The 18,701-nt window shown below is 67.7% G+C and carries 17 protein-coding genes; 13 read left to right on the top strand and 4 right to left on the bottom strand.

What is annotated here, in order from left to right; genetic code table 11:
- The first annotated feature begins 32 nt into the window (after positions 1 to 32).
- The 3 genes from ACRDU5_RS00085 (at position 33) to ACRDU5_RS00075 (ending at position 4,606) form a co-directional block, all read left to right on the top strand.
- Entirely contained in the window at positions 33 to 2,060 is a 2,028-nt protein-coding gene (locus ACRDU5_RS00085) for an SDR family oxidoreductase (protein ID WP_526612179.1), read from the top strand.
- Between the two features lie 20 nt (positions 2,061 to 2,080).
- The gene (locus tag ACRDU5_RS00080; RefSeq protein ID WP_526612178.1) at positions 2,081 to 3,118 is read left to right on the top strand and encodes a nucleoside hydrolase; all 1,038 of its coding nucleotides are present in this window, start codon (positions 2,081 to 2,083) and stop codon (positions 3,116 to 3,118) included.
- Positions 3,119 to 3,205: 87 nt separating this feature from the next.
- Entirely contained in the window at positions 3,206 to 4,606 is a 1,401-nt protein-coding gene (locus tag ACRDU5_RS00075) for a DUF1214 domain-containing protein (protein ID WP_526612176.1), read from the top strand.
- Positions 4,607 to 4,612: 6 nt separating this feature from the next.
- Here ACRDU5_RS00075 and ACRDU5_RS00070 read toward each other — a convergent pair whose 3' ends face one another.
- A complete protein-coding gene (locus tag ACRDU5_RS00070; RefSeq protein WP_526612174.1) occupies positions 4,613 to 6,175 on the bottom strand; it encodes a DNA polymerase Y family protein in 1,563 nt (520 codons plus the stop codon).
- Between the two features lie 3 nt (positions 6,176 to 6,178).
- Positions 6,179 to 6,874, bottom strand: coding sequence for a DnaE2-dependent mutagenesis accessory factor ImuA' (gene imuA' / locus ACRDU5_RS00065; protein WP_526612172.1), 696 nt, complete (start codon positions 6,872 to 6,874; stop codon positions 6,179 to 6,181).
- Positions 6,875 to 7,071: 197 nt separating this feature from the next.
- On the opposite strand from imuA', the gene ACRDU5_RS00060 reads away from it, so the two are divergent.
- The 7 genes from ACRDU5_RS00060 (at position 7,072) to ACRDU5_RS00030 (ending at position 15,131) form a co-directional block, all read left to right on the top strand.
- Positions 7,072 to 7,347 carry a hypothetical protein gene (locus tag ACRDU5_RS00060; protein ID WP_526612171.1) on the top strand — a complete coding sequence of 92 codons (276 nt, stop codon included), beginning with the start codon at positions 7,072 to 7,074 and terminating at the stop codon, positions 7,345 to 7,347.
- A 120-nt stretch (positions 7,348 to 7,467) separates the two neighbouring features.
- Positions 7,468 to 8,958 carry a S53 family peptidase gene (locus ACRDU5_RS00055; RefSeq protein WP_526612243.1) on the top strand — a complete coding sequence of 497 codons (1,491 nt, stop codon included), beginning with the start codon at positions 7,468 to 7,470 and terminating at the stop codon, positions 8,956 to 8,958.
- A complete protein-coding gene (locus ACRDU5_RS00050) occupies positions 8,955 to 10,883 on the top strand; it encodes a zinc ribbon domain-containing protein (protein WP_526612170.1) in 1,929 nt (642 codons plus the stop codon). Before ACRDU5_RS00055 ends, ACRDU5_RS00050 begins: the two co-directional genes overlap by 4 nt.
- A gap of 53 nt (positions 10,884 to 10,936) precedes the next feature.
- Positions 10,937 to 11,770, top strand: a complete 834-nt coding sequence (locus ACRDU5_RS00045; protein ID WP_526612242.1) for an SDR family NAD(P)-dependent oxidoreductase — start codon at positions 10,937 to 10,939, stop codon at positions 11,768 to 11,770.
- Positions 11,771 to 11,779: 9 nt separating this feature from the next.
- Positions 11,780 to 12,700 carry a ferritin-like domain-containing protein gene (locus ACRDU5_RS00040; RefSeq protein WP_526612168.1) on the top strand — a complete coding sequence of 307 codons (921 nt, stop codon included), beginning with the start codon at positions 11,780 to 11,782 and terminating at the stop codon, positions 12,698 to 12,700.
- Positions 12,697 to 14,205, top strand: coding sequence for a flavin-containing monooxygenase (locus ACRDU5_RS00035; protein WP_526612241.1), 1,509 nt, complete (start codon positions 12,697 to 12,699; stop codon positions 14,203 to 14,205). Before ACRDU5_RS00040 ends, ACRDU5_RS00035 begins: the two co-directional genes overlap by 4 nt.
- Before the next feature lie 14 nt (positions 14,206 to 14,219).
- Positions 14,220 to 15,131 (top strand): MerR family transcriptional regulator, encoded by a 912-nt coding sequence (locus ACRDU5_RS00030; protein ID WP_526612166.1) that lies wholly within the window; start codon positions 14,220 to 14,222, stop codon positions 15,129 to 15,131.
- Here the strand turns inward: ACRDU5_RS00030 and ACRDU5_RS00025 are convergent, their stop codons facing one another.
- On the bottom strand, positions 15,132 to 15,545 hold the full coding sequence (locus ACRDU5_RS00025; protein ID WP_526612164.1) for a hypothetical protein: 414 nt from the start codon (positions 15,543 to 15,545) through the stop codon (positions 15,132 to 15,134).
- A 95-nt stretch (positions 15,546 to 15,640) separates the two neighbouring features.
- On the opposite strand from ACRDU5_RS00025, the gene ACRDU5_RS00020 reads away from it, so the two are divergent.
- Entirely contained in the window at positions 15,641 to 16,342 is a 702-nt protein-coding gene (locus ACRDU5_RS00020; protein WP_526612162.1) for a helix-turn-helix transcriptional regulator, read from the top strand.
- A 7-nt stretch (positions 16,343 to 16,349) separates the two neighbouring features.
- Here the strand turns inward: ACRDU5_RS00020 and guaA are convergent, their stop codons facing one another.
- Positions 16,350 to 17,918, bottom strand: coding sequence for a glutamine-hydrolyzing GMP synthase (gene guaA / locus ACRDU5_RS00015; protein ID WP_526612161.1), 1,569 nt, complete (start codon positions 17,916 to 17,918; stop codon positions 16,350 to 16,352).
- A 111-nt stretch (positions 17,919 to 18,029) separates the two neighbouring features.
- Here guaA and ACRDU5_RS00010 point away from each other — a divergent pair, with 111 nt between their 5' ends.
- Both ACRDU5_RS00010 and ACRDU5_RS00005 read left to right on the top strand, forming a co-directional pair.
- Positions 18,030 to 18,227: a hypothetical protein gene (locus ACRDU5_RS00010; protein ID WP_526612160.1), complete on the top strand. Its 198-nt coding sequence runs from the start codon at positions 18,030 to 18,032 to the stop codon at positions 18,225 to 18,227.
- A gap of 142 nt (positions 18,228 to 18,369) precedes the next feature.
- Positions 18,370 to 18,654, top strand: a complete 285-nt coding sequence (locus ACRDU5_RS00005) for a PIN domain-containing protein (RefSeq protein WP_526612158.1) — start codon at positions 18,370 to 18,372, stop codon at positions 18,652 to 18,654.
- The last annotated feature ends 47 nt before the right edge of the window (positions 18,655 to 18,701 follow it).

Below are 18,701 nucleotides of genomic sequence, written 5' to 3'. Positions count from 1 at the left end.
CCTTTGTCGGGCAAACGACGACCATGACTCGCATGCGCTATGTCGTTACCGGCGGTACCGGGTTTATTGGCCGCCGAGTCGTGTCGCGAATTCTGGACCGCGCCCCCGACGCCGAGGTCTGGGTGCTGGTCCGTCGTGAGTCGCTGGCGAGGTTCGAACGGCTGGCCAGCCAGGGCGAGCACGCCTGGGGCGACCGGGCAAAGGCACTCGTAGGCGACCTCACCGCCGAGGGCCTCGGTCTCACCGAAGAGGCCATCGCCGAGCTCGGCACCGTCGACCACGTGGTGCACTGCGCCGCCATCTACGACATGACCGTCGCCGAGGATGCGCAGCGCGCCGCCAACGTCGAGGGCACCCGGGCGGTGATCGCCCTGGCCCGTCGACTCGGCGCGACGCTGCACCACGTGTCGTCGATCGCGGTGGCCGGCACCTACCGCGGCGAGTACACCGAGGACGACTTCGACGTCGCGCAGGACCTGCCGACGCCCTATCACCAGACCAAGTTCGAGGCCGAGCTGCTGGTGCGCTCGGAGGCCGGGCTGCGTTACCGGATCTACCGGCCCGCGGTGGTCGTCGGCGATTCCCGCACCGGCGAGATGGACAAGGTGGACGGGCCGTACTACTTCTTCGGCATATTGGCCAAGTTGCGGAAGCTTCCGGCCTTCACCCCGGTCATGCTGCCCGACACCGGCCGAACCAACATCGTCCCGGTCGACTACGTCGTCGATGCGTTGGCCGAACTCATCCACGCCGAGGACCGCATACCCAATTTGGATGGCCAGACGTTCCATCTCACCGCGCCAACCAGCATCGGCCTGCGCGGAATCTACCGCGCCATCGCCCCGGTGGCCGGGTTGCCGCGGCTGCGCGGATCGTTGCCACGTGGCACCGTGGTGCCGTTCCTGCGAGCGACCGGGCGCGCCAAGGCGCTGCGCAACATGGCGGCGACCCAGTTGGGAATTCCCGCCGAAATCCTCGACGTCGTCGACCTGATGCCGACGTTCACCTCCGACAACACGCAGGAAGCGTTGCGCGGCACCGGGATAACGGTTCCGGAGTTCGCGTCGTACGCGCCGAAGCTGTGGCGGTACTGGGCCGAACACCTGGATCCGGACCGGGCCCGGCGCGACGACCAGGCCGGGCCGCTGGTCGGCCGGCACGTGATCATCACCGGCGCCTCCAGCGGCATCGGGCGTGCCTCGGCGATCGCGGTGGCCGAACGGGGCGCGACGGTGTTCGCGCTAGCCCGCAACGCCGAAGCGCTCGATGAACTGGTCGCCGAAATCCGCGCCGCCGGCGGGCAGGCGCACGCGTTCACCTGCGACGTCACCGACGAAACCTCGGTGGAACACACGGTAAAGGACATCCTCGGCCGGTTCGGTCACGTCGACTATCTGGTCAACAACGCCGGCCGGTCGATCCGACGATCGGTGATCGCGTCGACCGACCGGCTTCATGACTACGAACGCGTGATGGCGGTCAACTACTTCGGCGCCGTCCGGATGGTGCTGGCCCTGCTGCCGCACTGGCGTGAACGCCGGTTCGGCCACGTGGTCAACGTGTCGAGCGCCGGTGTGCAGGCGCGCAACCCGAAGTACAGCTCCTATCTACCGACCAAGGCGGCGCTGGACGCATTCGCCGACGTGGTATCCACGGAGACGCTGTCGGATCACATCACGTTCACCAACATTCACATGCCGCTGGTTCGCACGCCGATGATCATGCCGTCGCGCCGGCTCAATCCGGTGCCCCCGATCACCGCCGAACATGCGGCGGCGATGGTGGTGCGCGGGCTGATCGAGAAGCCGGCACGGATCGACACCCCGCTGGGCACCCTGGCCGACGTCGGCAACTACTTCACGCCGAAACTGTCGCGCCGCGTGCTGCACCAGCTCTACCTGGGCTATCCCGACTCGGCGGCGGCTCGCGGCATCGAACCGGCGCCACCCTCGCGCGCGCCATCGCGGCGGCCCAAGCGCCCGGCCCGCGCAGTGGCCAACCTGCGGGTACCGGGACCGATCAAGCGCGCGATCCGCCTGGTGCCCGGCGTGCACTGGTAGCCGGCGGTATCGTTGCGCCCGTGCCGCTGCCGGTCTTCGCCGACGTCGACACGGGCGTGGACGACGCGATGGCGCTGGCCTACCTGTTCGCCACCCCGGACGCCGAACTGATCGGCATTGGATCAACCGCAGGAAACGTTCCGGTGCAACAGGTTTGCGAAAACAACCTGGGCTTGCTGGAGTTGTGTCAGGTCGCGCGCATCCCGGTGTCCAGAGGTTCCGAGCAGCCGGTGAGCTCCCCGCTTCGCACCGCGGAAGACACTCATGGGCCGCAGGGCATGGGCTACGCCACACTGCCGTCGACGGATCGGCGGCTCACCGCGCACGACGCCGCGGAGGCGTGGATCAGGGCCGCACACGCCTACCCGGGCGAACTCATCGGCGTGGCCACCGGCCCATTGACCAACCTGGCCCTGGCGCTGCGGGCCGAACCCACGTTGCCGACCCTGCTTCGGCGGCTGGTGATCATGGGCGGTGCCTTCGAGTATCGCGGCAACACCACGTCGGTGGCGGAGTGGAACATCAGCGTGGACCCCGAGGCCGCCAACGAGGTCTTCGCGGTGTGGGGCGCGGCATGGGGACTGGACCCACCGCAACACCTTCCGATCGTGTTGGGGCTGAACCTGACCGAGAACATCGCGATGACGCCTGCGCTGCTGGGCCGGCTGGCGACGGCCGCGGGAACTCCGACAGCGCCGATGAGCGTGCTCGATGATCGCGGCACCAGATCGGTGGCCGCCAACCCGTTGATCCGGGTTCTCGAGGATGCCATGCGGTTCTACTTCGAGTTTCACTTCGACCAGCGGGAGGGGTACCTGGCGCACCTGCATGACCCGCTGGCCGCCGCGGTGGCGCTCGATCCGGACCTGGTCGCGGTTCGGCCGGCCACGGTGGATGTCGAGCTGACCGGCACGCTGACGCGCGGCATGACGATCGCCGACTGGTCCAAGCGGTGGGGCCGAGAACCCAACGCGCTCATCGGAATTGACGTGGATCCGAACGCGTTCTTCGACAGGTTCATCGCCCGCGTTGGGCAGTTCGCGCGCAGACTGCATTGACCGGCCGACCACCCGGATTCCCAAATCGCGACGCAGCGGTACCAAAACGGGGTTGAATGGCGTCAATCGCGACGTGGGAGGCGCGTCATGCGAACGCTGTGGCAGCGACAACCGGAACCATCTGCGGGAAGCGGCCCGCCGTCGAATCCGGCTCAACTGGCCGACCGCACACTGCATCGTCGCGCGGTCGAAGCGGTGATCTGGGGCATGCCGGCGGTCAACTACGACCTGATGCTTCGGCAGCTGCTCAAGCTCGGCGGCGCGCCCAATCAGGTGGTCTTCTGGTCGCGGCCCATCAACTGGAAGAACCAGACCCTGACGCCCAATCCCGACACCATCTACTTCATGCCGTTCTTCAACACCACCGACGTCGGGCCGGTTGTGCTGGAAATACCGCCGGCCGATATGGGCACGATCGTCGGCTCGATCGACGACTGCTGGCAGACCGCGATCGAGGATGTCGGGCCCGCGGGCGCCGACAAGGGCGACGGCGGCAAGTACCTCATCCTGCCGCCCGGGCATGCCGACAGCGTGCCCGACGGCTATATCGCCTTATCCTCGCCGACCTACCAGTCCTACGCGCTGCTGCGGTCGAACTACCGCAGCACCGCTGACACCGACGTCGCAGATGCGGTCGCGTACGGGAAACGCGCTCGGGTCTATCCGCTTTCGGCGGCCGCCGATCCGCCGCAGACAACATTCATCGATGCGTTCGACGTACTGTTTGACGCCACCATCCCCTACGACGCGCGGTTCTTCGAATCACTCAACGCGGTCGTGCAGACCGAGCCCTGGCTGAACCGCGACAAAGCGATGATCGACACACTCGCGGCGGTCGGCGTTCAAAAGGGCAGACCGTTCACCCCGGACGACAAGACCCGGCGGGTATTCAATCTGGCCGCACACGAGGTGCATTCGTGGTTGGCGAATCGGTTGGAGACGTCGTACTTCCCGCCACCGTATTTCGACGGTGGCCACTGGCATGTGCCCGCCTCCGACGAGGTCCTACACGGAATGTCAACGAACTTCGCGGACCCGGACAGTTACCCCGTCGACAACCGCGCCGTCGCATATTCGGTTGCGTTCTTCAGCCCCAAGCGGTTCGGCGCCGGGCAGTTCTACTTGATGGCGATCAAGGATGCCAAGGGAAACCGGCTCGACGGCGGCTCGACGTATCGTCTCCGCGTGCCCGCGTCCGCGCCGGTGCACCAGTACTGGTCGGCGACGGCGTATGACGGTGAAACGCACGCGTTGATCCGCAACGCGCCGTGGTCCAGCCGCGCATCCACATTGCCAGGACTAGCAATCAACGCCGACGACTCAGTGGACATCGGCTTCGGTCCTGCGGAGCCAGAGGGTGTTTCCTCGAATTGGGTTCCGACCAAGGCGGGCAAGACCTTTGAAGTGATCTTCCGTTTCTACGGGCCGGATCAGGCGCTGTTCGACAAGACGTGGAAGCTGCCGGACATCGAGAGGATAGCCCGCTGAGCGGGATCACTCGTAGATCCCTTCGACGTACCACCGGCGCTGGCGGTAGCACAGCAGCAGCGCTTGCCCGGGATCCCCGTCAAGGAGTACCTGCGCCCGCGCGGTGCGGCCGGCCTTGCTGCCCGGATCCCACCACCGCTCGTCGATCGGCCATGGCCCAGCCCACCAGGACAATCGGCAGTCCCTTCCTGGGGAGGCCAGACGCACCGGATCGGCGGAGAACAATCCCCGGCCGGTCACCCGTACCGGCCGTCCGGCTGCGTCGAGCACCTCGACCGGGTCGTCGAGCAGCACGGTCGGCGACGGCTCGGGCAGCTGACCCGGCCATGGCTGACTCGGGTCGGCCCGCGGCACCGGCTCGTCCCCCAGCGGCGTGAAGGTGATGCGCTCGGCGGGCCCGCGGCCACCGCTGAGCACCGGCACCTGCACCGCCTCCGGCCCGAGCAGACCCTGAACCCGCACCAGCGCACGACGGGCCCGCAGCCGGTCCTCTTCGCCTATCCCGCCCCACAACGGCAACTGCAACGCCTCGGCCGACACCACCTCCACCGGATGCAGTCGCAGCACGGTGACGGGTGCGGTCGGCCGGTCGTTCGCATTGCGGCGGTTCAGCCAGCCGTCCAGCTGCCAACGCACCCGGTCGGCGGTGGCGTCCTCGGTCAGCGGCTCGGCGCAACGCCAAACCCGGTTCAGCTCCTCACCATTCGCGGTGATGGCATGAATAGCCAGCCGGGTGCAGCCCACGCCCGCCGACTCCAGGCTCTGGTGCAGTGTGCTGGCCAGCGATCGGCCGGCAAAAGCCGCGGCGTCCACTCGGTCGATCGGCGGGTCGCAACTCATGACGGCGTCGAGCTCCGGTGGGGCGTCTCGTCCCGACGGTCCGCGGCTCGGCTCGCCACGGGCGAACCGATGCGCGGCAACCGCGTCGGCTCCGAACCGGGAGGCCACATCGGTACGAGACAGGGCGGCGAACTGGCCGATGTTTCGGATTCCCATGCGCCACAACAGATCCGCCAAGTCCTCACGGCCGGGTGCCGCCAGGCTCGGCTCAGTGGCCAGCTGCCGGATCGACAGCACCGACAGGAACACCGCGTCCTTCCCGGGGTCGACGATCCGCCCCGCGCGCGCGGCGAAGACCGCGGTGGGCAATTGGTCGGCAATTCCGACCTGGCACTCGGCCCCGGCCGCGGCGACCGCGTCGACCAGCCGCTCGGCCGCGGCCTGCTCGGATCCGAAGTAGCGCGCCGCGCCGCGAACCGGCAACACCAGCAAGCCCGGCCGTAACACCTCGGCGCGAGGCACCAGGTCGTCCACCGCGGCCGTCACCTCTTCGAAGTGGCGGGCATCGCGCGCCGGGTCGGCGGTGACGACGTGCAACTGTGGGCATCTGGCCTGTGATTCCCGACGGCGCAGGCCTCGCCGCACTCCGGCCGCCCGAGCGGACTCCGAACAGGCGATGACCCTATTGGCCAGCGTGACCGCCACCGGGGCCGTCGGGGGCAGGCCCGCCGCGGCCGCCGCGGCCACCGCGGGCCAATCCATGCACCAGATGGCCAGCACCCGCGACATGGCTCATCCGCCTACCACACGCACCGACCCGAGGGATCGTCCGGTGGCCCGCATCGCCAATCGCACCCGGCTGATCCGGCCACACCCGGGCGTAGGCCGACCGCCGCTGCCGCCGGTCATTTCGTAGCCGCTGACCCTGGCCTCCAGCCGGGCGGCTGTGCCCTGCCAGTCACCGCCGGTGACCAGCAGCGTGCAGCCCTTCTGGCGCGCGCGGGCAATCACCGCCCGCGCCCGGGTCGCCGGCACCAAACGCCCACCCAGGCCGAGCACGACCAGATCCATGCCGTCCATCAGCACCGCGGCCACCTCGACCGGATCCGACCCGGGTTCGGGGATGACCGCGAGCCTGCTCAGATCCGCCCCCATCTCCACGGCCGCCAGCAGGCCGACATCGGGCTGGCCGACGATGGCCGCATGCCCGCCGGCCGCCGTCACCGCCGCCACCATGCTCAACGGCAGCGACCGGGCCCCCGACAGCACCGCCACCGTTCCCCGTGGCAACGCGGTGGGTAGCGGTTCGGCCAGCGATTCGGGGGACGGCAGCAAAGATTCCGACGCGGGCAGCAGGTCGTTCGACGGCGTAGGCCCGCGCCGCCCGGAACCCACCTTCCCGGATACCGCCGCCATCTTGCGACGCAGGTGTTCGACCTGCTCAGCACGGTCAAGCCGGGGCCGATCCAGGCTCATCGCCGCCGTCACAGCAGCACCTCTCGCATCATCTGATTCATCACGTATTCGAATGTATGTTCGATATGACGAGTAAACACCCGCCCGCCGACACCGTCAAGCGGCGGCCGCGTAATCACCTGGGCGTTTGTTCGTCTATTCGGATAGGGTTTCGTACGCGGACCGCATCACGATTCAACTCGCATGTCGGGGGACAGATAGGACAGATCATGAGGTCACGTCGTTTGGCTCGTCGTCTTTCGGTAGCCGCGGGCGGTGCCGCCATCATCGCGATGGTCGGATTGACCGCATCCTGCGCCGAGGAGGAAAAGGAAGCCCCCGAGACCACGACCACCACAACCACCACGACGACCACGCCGCCACCACCGCCGCCGCCGGTGAACCCGACTGAAAAGGCTCCGCGCATCGATCCCGGCGGACCGAACCCGTTCTCGCCCAGCGTGATTGCGCCGCCGGCACCGACGGCCATTCCCGGCGACAACTAGCACCCCGCGGTGCCCGGTTGGCGCGCAGGCACCGGCAACCGGCTGCTGGCGTTGATCGCGGCGGGGGTGCTGGTGCTCGCATCGGATCTGCGGGTCACGCCGGTGCCCAACGCGCCGGGGATGATCGGTGGGCCGTTTGCGCTGTTGGTTGCCGCCTCAACCGATCTCGGGCCGTCGCACCGCGATGACACGCAGCTGACCGTCGCCCTGCGCGATTCGACCCGGCCGGATGGCTTGGTCGGCTGGTCACGCGGCCAGGGCCTGTCGGTGCGCTGGCGGCCGGGCGACAACTGGGCGATCGTCGAGGGCGCCGCCGAAAGGGTGGGCGCCGCGTTCGGCGTGCAGGTGCACGACTACCGAGGGCGGCGGGGTCAGCTGTTCTACGCCTCCCCGCAACAGCCTTCGGTGCCGGCGGAGCTGCGCGGCGAGGTCACCGAACTCGGACGGATCCTGAGCTACACCCCGCATCACACGGCGACGCCGTGGATGCTGCCGCTGGACGTGACGGACCAGGGGTTGAAGCCAGGCGCGCTGCTGAACACGTACAACATGAGCACGCTCGCCTCGGCCGGCTTCACCGGCAAGGGCCAGACCATCGTGATCTTCGCGTTCGACGGCTACGACCAGGCCGACCTCGACAGCTTCGCGACCGCCTACGGGTTGCCGAGGTTCACCCCCACCCTGGTCGGTGGCCAGCCCGGCGAGCCGCGCGGTGAGACGACGATGGATCTCGAGGTCGCCCACGCCGTTGCGCCCGACGCCCAGAAGGTGGTCGTCAATGCCCGTCCGACGGTGGAGGGCGACGGCGCGTACGAGAAGATCGGGCAGATGCTGGAGTCCGCGGACCGCCAGTTCCCCGGCGCGGTGTGGAGCTTCTCGATCGGCTGGGGTTGCGACAAGCTGCTCACCGCAGCCGATTTGGCGCCGGTTCGGTCCGCACTCTCAACCGCACATTCTCATGGCACAGCGGCTTTCAACGCCAGCGGTGACCTGGCCGGTCTGGAGTGCAAGGGCGGCGACGACTGGTCGTCCCCACCCGGCGCCGCCGACGTCGGGCTCGATTCGGTCGCCTCCCTTCCGGAAATGACCGACGTGGGCGGCACCACCCTGTCCACCGACGCCAACGGCGTGTGGCAGTCCGAGCAGGCCTGGTTCGACGTGCCGTTGTCGCTCGGCAGCGGCGGCGGCGTGTCCGCGTTGTTCGACCGGCCGGAATGGCAGCGAAGCGTGTCCTCGGATCGGGACTCCGATCGTCGGCTCACCCCCGATGTCGCCGCGGTCGCCGACCCGTTCACCGGGGTCAAGATCGTGTTCAACCAGAAACAGTTGGTGGGCGGCGGTACCTCCCAGTCGGCACCGATCTGGGCCGGGCTGGCCGCGGTGATGAACCAGTATCTGATCGCCAACGGCGGACGCCGGCTTGGAGACCTCAATCCCCTGCTGTACCGGGTTGCCGAGGGCGCGCGGCTGCCGGGCTTCCGCGACGTGACGCTCGGCGGAAACGCGGTTGACGACGCCGGGCCGGGCTACGACCTGGTCACCGGGCTCGGAACACCGGACGTCGACAATCTCGTCCAGAACATCCTCGTGCTGCAGAAGTTGACCCGATGAGCACCGGCTCCGATTCGGACCAGAGCGGCCCGGCCACCATGGAGTGTGCGGTCTGCGAAACCGATGTTCCCGCGGGTAAATTCTGCGGGCTCTGCGGTTCGCATCTGACTCCGCGGCGCGGAAATGGGCCGTCCTGGTTACGAATTCGGGCCTATGGGGCCGCTCCCGGAGAGCACCTGCTGCTGCCGTCGTTGGCCAGTTCGCTGTTCCCGCATCTGCCGCACCGGTCCCGCATGCCGTTCCGAGTGGTGCTGGTACTGGTGTTGGTTGCGCTGGTGGCGTTCGCAATGTTGCGGATGCCCCCGGCGTTGATCACGGTGGCCGCGCTTGGGCTGCCGCTGTTGTTCCTGCTGTACATGCGCGAGACCGATGCCCACCGCGATCTGCCCACCCGCACACTGCTTCTCACCGCAGCATTGGGCATCGCGCTCGGTGTCGGGTGGGTGCTGCTGACCGGCGCGATGGTCGCCCGCTCGTACGGCGTGCCGCTGGGCGCCGGAATCGCGGGAACGCGGCTGCTCCGGGAGGGGCTAGGCGTCCCGGTCGGCGGCCTGATTGTGATGCTGGTCCCCGCAGTGGTTGTGCGCCTGCTGCGGCCGTCGACTCGGGAGTCGTTGGACGGCTTCATGATTGGCGCGCTGGGCGCTTTGACCTTCACTGCCGCCGCCACGTTGACGCGGTTGGCGCCGCAATTCGGGACGGGGATGATCTCACGCAACCGCCCCGTCTCCTCGCTCATCGTCGAGGCCGGCATTCGCGGGTTGGCGGTGCCGTTGACCGCCGTTGCGGTTGGCGGCCTGATCGGTGCGGCGCTGTGGTTCTCCCGCCCGCCGAGCAAGGCTCACCAGCACCCGGGGTATGTACGCGCCGTACTGGCCGGGTTCGCCGCGGCAGTCGTGGCCGTCTACACCGCACTGGGACTCGTCGACGTCGCCCGGGTTCCACAAGCACTGCAACTGACCATCCACCTCGCGGTGGCCGTGGTGGCACTTCTGCTGCTGCGCATCGGTCTGCATCTCGCGCTGCTGCACGAAGCACACGACGAGATCCACTCCGATGAGCCGTTGTTGTGTCCGCACTGTCAGCACGTGGTACCCGACATGGCGTTCTGCCCAGCGTGCGGGGTTGCCACCCGCGCAGCGTCCCGGTCTTCGCGAACGGAACGTCGCCGAACGCGCCCAACAAGCGCCGACCCCGACGAACCGGCCGATGCCACGCACCCGGGCTACTCCGTCACCGCGGGCACCTATACCGCGCCGCCGGTGCGGCGGACCTCCCGTGCCCGGCTGTTACGGACCTGGGGTGTCGCCATCGTCGTGGTCACGGCGGCCTGTGTCGGGTTGTCGGTTGTCATCCACAAGCCTCCCGCGCGATACGCATGCCCACCGGACTGCGGGCGGCCACCGACCGGCGAGCCGGTCGCCATCAATCCCCGCTTCACCGCGCCCGGCGGCGAATTTTCCGTCTCGTATCCGGCACCCGGGACGGCATACAGGATCACCACCAACGCCAATGGGGTACGCGCGGATTTCCTCGGCGGTGACGGCGGCACCATGCAGTTGATGAGTGAGCCCGCCCGCGGACGGACCCCCGAGGAGATCGCCAAAGGCCTTGTCGATGAGACCTTCCCGGACACCCGCACCGCCTACCAGATTCCCAACGCGATGGTGGGCTACCAACCCGGGTACGGCCTGGTCGCCGACTGCTGGCCGCAGGGCGCCAACAGCAACTACATGCGGATGCGGGTGATGGTCATGGTGGCGGTGAAGGACGACCTCGCGCTGATCGCCGCGGCGGTCGGCCCGTTCCGGCAGTTCGGACCGGACTTCGGCTTGGGCAAGCCGTCCGGCGCAAACCTCCAACTCGCCCTCGACTTGGGCAAATACGTCAACAGCTTCAGCTGGCGGGGCGACCCACCGCGTTGACAACGCGGAATGGTGACATTGACAAATGTCAGCATTCACTGTTGTACTCAGGCGTGGGCATCTTCGGATCGTCGGGCAAACGCAGCCGCCGGGCCGCCGCGGTCATCACCGGAGCCGGCAGCGGCATCGGCGCGGCATTCGCGGTCGAACTGGCCCTCCGCGGCGGGCGGGTGGTGTGCAGCGACATCGACGAAATCGCCGCCCGCACAACCACCGACACGATCCTTGGGCAGGGCGGCAGCGCCATTGCCACGCGCTGTGACGTCTCCCGTATCGAGGATGTCCGCGACCTGGCCGCCGCCGCACAGAACTGGTTCGACGGCCCACCCACCGTGGTGGTCAACAACGCCGGTGTCGGGGCCGGCGGCACACCGATCGGCGACGCGAGCCTCGACGACTGGTCCTGGGTACTCGGCGTCAACCTGTGGGGCCCGATCCACGGCTGTCACGTCTTCACCCCGATATTGAAGGAAGCCGGCCGCGGGGGCATCATCAACGTCGCATCCGCCGCGGCGTTCGGCGCGGCACCGGGAATGGCCGCCTACAACGTCAGCAAGGCCGGCGTGCTGTCGCTGTCCGAGACGCTGGCCGCCGAGCTGAGCGGCACCGGGGTGCACGTCACCGTGCTGTGCCCGACCTTCGTCAAGACGAACATCGTCGAATCCGGCCGGATCAGCGAGCAGTCCGCCCAGCTCGCCGACCGGCTGATGCGCTGGACCGGGTTCTCCGCGGACCGGGTCGCCCGGATGTGCCTGGACACCCACGACCGCGGCGGCCTGTACTGCATGCCGCAGCTTGACGCCCGAATCAGCTGGGGCATCAAGCGTTTCACCCCGACGACATACACCCGAGCCGTCGGACTCGCCACGCGTGTGACGACACCTTAGGAGGACCCGATGGCAATCGACATGGACGTCATGCTAGCGAAGATCAAGGACCGCCAGTGGGCGCTCGCCGACATCGACTGGGACGCACCGGGAGCCGAACTGATCACCGATGATCAGCGGCCCAAGCTAAAAGCCTTCATGGCGGACCTGTGCTGGATCGAGAACATCGGAGCACGCGGTTTCGCTGCACTGGCCAAGAAGGCTCCGACGTCGACGATTGCCGAGATCTACCGTTACTTCCACGCTGAAGAGCAGCGCCACGCCAATGCCGAACTGGCTCTGATGAAACGCTGGGGCATGCTCGACGACCGCGAAATGCCGGAGCCCAACGTGAACATCCGGCTCGCCACGCAGTGGCTGGACTCCTACTCCGACGACATGCCGTTATCTCTGCTCGGGACGGTCATCCCGATGTTGGAGGTCGCACTGGACGGCGCGCTGCTCAAGTTCCTGCTCGACGAGGTCGAGGATCCGGTCTGCCACCAGGTGTTCGAGAAGATCAACAACGACGAATCCCGTCATCTCGTCGTGGATTTCGAGGTGCTCGACATGATCGGCCACGGCACGGCGCGCAAACTGGCCATCGACTTCGTCGGCAACGTCGCGTCACCCGGCGTGATTATCGGCGCCCTGATGGCCGTCCCGCTGTTCAATCGCGTCCGCAACGAGATCATCGGCATGGGCATGGAACCAGAACGGCTCTATAGCGCGATGAAGCGGTTCAAGGAACTTGGCGACCGCGGTGATCAGACCTGGCGGGTACCGACCTACCAGATCGTCAAGCTTTTCGCCCGCATGGTGACCAACCCGCGCCATCCTTACCACTGGGTGGCCAACCCCTCGGTCTGGTTGTCGGACCAGCTGCCGCAAGGCCTCCTCAAGCCGATTCCCAGCTGGTTCAAGGAACTCACCCACGAGCCGGCGGCCTGACCATGGCACGCAATCACACACACGACACGCTGATCGTCGGTGCCGGCTTCACCGGCATCGGCACTGCCATCAAACTCACCCAGGCGGGTGTCGACGACATCGTGATCCTGGAGCGCGGTGACCGCGTCGGCGGAACCTGGCGGGACAACACCTATCCCGGTGCGGCGTGTGACGTTCCGTCGCTGCTCTACTCGTTCTCGTTCGTGAAGAACCCCACGTGGTCGCGGGCCTACTCGCCGGCCGCCGAGATCTGCACGCATATCGACGACATGGTCGAGCGGTTCGGAGTGCGGCAACACATCCGATTCGGCGTCGAGGTCGACGGGGTGACCTTCGACGAGAGCGAGGGCGTGTGGACCGTCACCACCGCGCAGCGCAAGAAGTTCCGTGCCCGCACCGTGGTGCTGGCGTCGGGTCCGCTGGCCGATCACAGCTTTCCCGACATCCGCGGCATCGACACGTACCAAGGTCACAAGGTCCACAGTGCGCGCTGGGATCACGACTACGACTTCACCGGCAAGCGGGTGGCGGTCATCGGCACCGGCGCCAGCGCTATCCAGATCGTGCCCGAGCTGGTGAAGCGGGCCGCGTACGTCAAGGTGTTCCAACGCACACCCGGCTGGGTGCTGCCGCGGCTGGACATCCCGATGCCGCCGGCCGCGCAGGAACTGTTCACCAAAGTGCCTGCCACCCAAGAACTTGCCCGCCAGGCGTTGTACTGGGGGCATGAGGTCACCGCCACCGCGCTGGTGTGGAACTCGCCGCTCACCTCGCTGGTCGCCCGGCTCGGCAAGGCGCACATCCGCCGACAGGTGAAGGATCCTTGGCTACGACGACAGCTCACCCCGGACTTCACGCCCGGCTGCAAACGCATGCTGATCTCCAGCGACTACTACCCCGCGCTGCAACGGGACAACTGCAAGCTGATCGACTGGCCGATCGCGACAATCAGCCCGGTCGGGTTGCGCACCAGCGACGGCGTCGAGCACCACGTCGACTGCATCGTGTTCGCCACCGGGTACGACGTGCACCTGACCGGACCGCCCTATCCGGTGACCGGCCTTGGCGGCCGCTCGCTGAACGCGGAATGGGCCACCGGCGCGCAGGCGTACAAGAGTGCCAGCGCGGCCGGCTATCCCAACCTGTTCTTCATGACCGGCCCGAACTCGGGGCCCGGGCATAACTCGCTGCTGGTCTATGTCGAGGGCCAGATCGACTATGCGGTCCGCGGGATCACCACCATCCTGGGTGAGAATCTGCGCTACCTCGATGTACGCGAGGACGTGCAGCGGCGCTACAACAAGCGGATCCAGAAGCGGCTGACCAGGACCACGTGGATGTCCGGCTGCAGCAGTTGGTACCTCACCGAGGACGGGTTCAACGCGTCGATGTTCCCCGGCTTCGCCACCCAGTATCTTCGACAGATGCGGGACTTCCGGTTCGAGGACTACCAGGCCGTCGCTCATGATGCGCACGCCGGAATCGGCGCTCGCTCCAGTGCCTGACGGGCGAGCCTGACATGCCGCCGGCCAGGCAGCCGCGGCAGCAGGTCGGTGCGATCTCCACGGTCCTGGGCAATCTCCGGCGCGCGGAGAAGCAGATCCGGCGGGGGTCGCGGGACGTCATCGAGAACGCGGTGTCCCAATTGTTCGACGCGGCGGTCCAGCCGCACGGGGTCGCCGCGTCCGGCGAATACCGCATCGACGACCTCGCCCGGCTGGCCCGCACCACTACCCGCAACATCCGGGTGTACCGCGACCGCGGCCTGCTGCACCCGCCGCTGCGCGTCGGTCGCATCGCGCTGTTCAACGACACCCATCTGACCCGGCTGCGGCTGATCACCTCGATGCTGGACCGCGGCTACAACATCGCTCACGTGCACGAGATGCTCAGCGCCTGGGAGCAGGGCAAGGACATCGGCGACGTGCTCGGCCTGGAGTCGGTGATCGTGGGCACCTGGGCGGCGGAGAAGCCCCAGCGAATGACCCGCGCCGAGGCCAACCGGCTGATCGCTGACCAGGCGGGATTCCACCGCCTGGTGGGTGCCGGGCTGATCCGCATCGAGGACGACACCGCGGTGCTCGTCCGGCCGAAGCTGATCGAGGCGTTCAACGAGATGCGGGACTTCGGCGTGAGTCTCGACAAGCTGATCGACATCCACGAGCAGGTGCTGCCGCACATCGACGAGATCAGCCGGATCCTGGTGCGGGCGGGCGCCGAGCACGTCACCGATCGGATCAAGCCCGGCGAATCACTGCCTGGCGACACCGAAATCGCCGAGCTGATCACCATGCTGGTGCGATTCCGAACTCAGGCGGTGGCGTCGGTGACGGCGACGCTCGCGGTCTCGATCGAATCGACCATCGAGTCGCTCGCCGGCCAGTTGCTCACCGAGTTCATCGAGAAGGCACCCGAACCCGACGGGCAGTGATCACTCCGACTGGTGACCGCGCTGATGCAGCCCCTGCGCTAGCCGGGCCAAGGCCAGTGCGCCGACCAGCAGGCCGAGGTCGCGCACTGCGACGTCGTAAAAGCCCGGCAGAGTCAGCAAGTTGACAATGATTCCGGCGAGCCAGACGGCCACAACATACGCACCCACCCGCGGCGCGACGGCCACCAGGATGCCCGCCGCAATCTCGATCACGCCGACGATGTGCATCGCCGTGGCGGCGTCGCCGGGGATGATGCCGTCGATCCAGGGGGCCAGATACATCGGCCAGTCGGTCAAGACGTTGGTGAATTTATCCAAGCCGACCAGAATGGGCGCGACGGCGAAAATCGTCCGGAGCAGGAGGAAGGCCTGGTAGATCGGGTCCTTTACGCGGTTGGTGATTTCGGTCGTCATGTCGATTCCTCACTGTCTAACGGATAGTATTCTCTACGTTAGAACTGGTCGCCCTGTAACGTCAATAGAGTTCTCCGATAGAAAGTGGATTTTCCGTGCCCATTGCTGAGGAAGACGCCAGCGGAATCGCCGCCCTGGCCGATCCGGTGCGTCGCCGGCTCTACTTCTTCGTTTGTTCTCAACCGGGTCCGGTGAGCCGCGAACAAGCCGCCGGTGCCGTCAGCGTGCCGCTCCATCGGGCCAAATTCCATCTCGACAAGCTCGAAGCCGAGGGCCTGCTGGATACCGAGTACGCACGGCTGAGTGGACGACGCGGGCCCGGTGCCGGTCGCCCCTCCAAGCTGTACCGTCGTGGCTCGCGCGAAATCAGCGTTTCTCTACCTGACCGCGAGTACGAGCTCGCCGGACGGCTGATGGCGGACGCAATCGGACAAGCAGCCGCCACCGGCGAACAGGTCATCGACACCCTGTATCGCCTCGCCGCCGATGAAGGGCGCACCATCGGTCGAGAGGCGATCGATACGCAGGGGCGGCCGGACAGCACGGATGCGGCGCTGCGCTTGGCGGTCGAAACGCTCACTCGGCACGGCTACGAGCCACGCCGCGACGACGGCAGCGTTGTGCTGATCAACTGTCCGTTTCACGCCTTAGCACAAGCCCACACGCAGTTGGTCTGCGGCATGAATCACGCGCTCATCGGCGGACTGACCGCCACGCTCAAACCCCATTGTCCGACCGCAGATCTCGAGCCCGGCGATGACCGGTGCTGCGTCGTGCTACGCACCGGCGCAGAGTGATCGGCGACTACTCCCACTCGATGGTGCCGGGCGGCTTGCTGGTGACGTCCAGCACCACGCGGTTGACCTCGGGCACCTCGTTGGTGATGCGGGTGGAGATGCGTTCGAGCACCTCGTAGGGTACCCGCGTCCAGTCCGCGGTCATGGCATCCTCGCTGGACACCGGCCGCAGCACGATCGGGTGGCCGTAGGTGCGGCCGTCGCCCTGCACACCGACCGACCGGATGTCGGCCAGCAGCACCACGGGGCACTGCCAGATCTGGTTGTCCAGTCCGGCCGCGGTCAGTTCCTCGCGGGCGATCGCGTCGGCGCGCCGCAGGGTGTCCAGCCGCTTGGCGGTGACCTCGCCGACGATCCGGATGCCGAGTCCGGGACCCGGGAACGGCTGGCGCGCAACGATTTCCTCCGGCAGCCCGAGCTCCCGGCCCACCGCGCGGACCTCATCCTTGAACAGCAGCCGCAGCGGTTCGACGAGCTTGAACTTCAGGTCACCGGGCAGGCCGCCGACATTGTGGTGGCTCTTGATGTTGGCGGTACCCGAGCCGCCGCCGGACTCGACCACGTCGGGATACAGGGTGCCCTGGACGAGGAACTCGATCTCAGAGTCGCTGGCGGCCGCGCCTTGTACGGTGTCCCGCACGGCCCCTTCGAACGCCCGGATGAACTCGCGGCCGATGATCTTGCGCTTGCCCTCCGGGTTGGTCACCCCGGACAGCGCCTCGAGGAACCGGTCCGCGGCGTCGACGGTGACCAGGTTGGCACCGGTGGCGGCGACGAAATCGCGCTGCACCTGGGCCCGCTCGCCGGCGCGCAGCAGCCCGTGGTCGACGAACACGCATGTCAGCCGGTCACCGATGGCGCGCTGTACCAGCGCGGCGGCCACCGCGGAATCCACCCCGCCGGACAGCCCGCAGATCGCGCGACCGTCCCCGATCTGTGCCCGCACCTGTTCGACGAGCGCTTCGGCGATGTTGGCGGGCGTCCAGATGGAATCGATCCCGGCGAACTCGTGCAGGAACCGGCTGAGCACCTGCTGTCCGTGCGGGGTGTGCATCACCTCGGGGTGATACTGCACACCGGCCAGTCGGCGGGCCTGGTTCTCGAACCCCGCCACCGGTGCGCCCGCGCTGCTGGCCACCACCTCGAAGCCGTCGGGGGCGTTCGTCACGGCGTCGCCGTGGCTCATCCACACCGGCTGAGTGCCGAGCAGGCCCGAATGAAGTTGTCCCCCAGTCACGTTCAGCTCGGTGCGGCCGTACTCGCTGGTCCCGGTGCGGGCCACGGTGCCGCCGAGGGCCTGGGCCATCGCCTGGAAGCCGTAGCAGATGCCGAAGACCGGAACCCCGAGGTCGAACAGCGCGGGGTCCAGCTGGGGGGCGCCGTCGGCGTACACACTGGCCGGGCCACCGGACAGCACGATGGCCTGCGGATCCTTGGCCTTGATCTCCTCGACGGTGGCGGTGTGCGGAACGACTTCCGAGTACACCTGTGCCTCGCGCACGCGGCGGGCGATCAGCTGCGCGTACTGCGCGCCGAAGTCGACCACCAGTACCGGGCGCGGGGAGGCGGGCTGCACCTGCTCAGTCTAAGGGCGTGCCCAGGCGTGGCTTTGCCACCGCCACGGCACCGAGACGCCCTCGTCGCTGATCGCCATCGCCCGGATGAGGTAGCGGCCGCGGAGCGAGGGATGTCGCTGCAGGCATACCTGTTCGAGGCGGTGCATGCGCAGGCTGCTCACTTGCGCCGGCGGGAAGCGTTGAACCATGCTGCCGCCCGACTCGCGCAGGAGCGGGCGGCGGTCAACGAGCAGGACCGCCAAGCGGTGCTTGAAGCCATCGATGAGGCGCACGCCGAACGTGGCGCAGAGCTCGGCCGCACAACGTGATCATCGACGCCTCGGTCGTCATCGACGCCGTCACCGACTCCGGCCCAAGGGGACAGGGTGCCCGCGACGCGCTCGCGATCACCCTGCCTGCGAACCTCTGCTCGCCCCAGGGCATCTCGCCGTCGAGATCCTGTCGGGCCTGGTGGCTGCGGCCAACCGGGCCACTCACCCGCTGCAGCCAAATCAGATCGAACAGGCACTTCTCGCCGCGGAAGCCCTCGAGATCACCGTCGAAGCCACACCCTGGGCCGATGTCCGGCGGGCCTGGGTCCTTGCTCAGGCATCACTGCGCTACCCCGACGCCGTCTCCGTCGCCAGCGCGGAAAGGCACGCAACCACGCTGCTCACCAGCGACGCCCGCATCCAGCGATCAGGTGCCCCGATGCGCTGCCCGATCACCACGATCCAGCCCAAAGACAACGAGTAGCCCGTACCGGCCAAACGGGTTGGATACCTGATGACACGTGCTAGTGG

The organism is Mycobacterium sp. (genome assembly GCF_050701515.1).
Taxonomy (GTDB): domain Bacteria; phylum Actinomycetota; class Actinomycetes; order Mycobacteriales; family Mycobacteriaceae; genus Mycobacterium.
The sequence above is the reverse complement of the archived record's forward strand: the minus strand, read 5'-3'. Positions and strand labels throughout refer to the sequence as shown.

Bases quoted from the DNA above. Each gene is read 5' to 3' on its own strand.
- ACRDU5_RS00085 (WP_526612179.1), top strand. From the start codon at position 33: ATGCGCTATGTCGTTACCGGCGGTACCGGGTTTATTGGCCGCCGAGTC.
- ACRDU5_RS00075 (WP_526612176.1), top strand. From the start codon at position 3,206: ATGCGAACGCTGTGGCAGCGACAACCGGAACCATCTGCGGGAAGCGGC.
- ACRDU5_RS00070 (WP_526612174.1), bottom strand. From the start codon at position 6,175: ATGTCGCGGGTGCTGGCCATCTGGTGCATGGATTGGCCCGCGGTGGCC.
- ACRDU5_RS00060 (WP_526612171.1), top strand. From the start codon at position 7,072: ATGAGGTCACGTCGTTTGGCTCGTCGTCTTTCGGTAGCCGCGGGCGGT.
- ACRDU5_RS00055 (WP_526612243.1), top strand. From the start codon at position 7,468: ATGATCGGTGGGCCGTTTGCGCTGTTGGTTGCCGCCTCAACCGATCTC.
- ACRDU5_RS00050 (WP_526612170.1), top strand. From the start codon at position 8,955: ATGAGCACCGGCTCCGATTCGGACCAGAGCGGCCCGGCCACCATGGAG.
- ACRDU5_RS00040 (WP_526612168.1), top strand. From the start codon at position 11,780: ATGGCAATCGACATGGACGTCATGCTAGCGAAGATCAAGGACCGCCAG.
- ACRDU5_RS00030 (WP_526612166.1), top strand. From the start codon at position 14,220: ATGCCGCCGGCCAGGCAGCCGCGGCAGCAGGTCGGTGCGATCTCCACG.
- ACRDU5_RS00025 (WP_526612164.1), bottom strand. From the start codon at position 15,545: ATGACGACCGAAATCACCAACCGCGTAAAGGACCCGATCTACCAGGCC.
- ACRDU5_RS00010 (WP_526612160.1), top strand. From the start codon at position 18,030: ATGTCGCTGCAGGCATACCTGTTCGAGGCGGTGCATGCGCAGGCTGCT.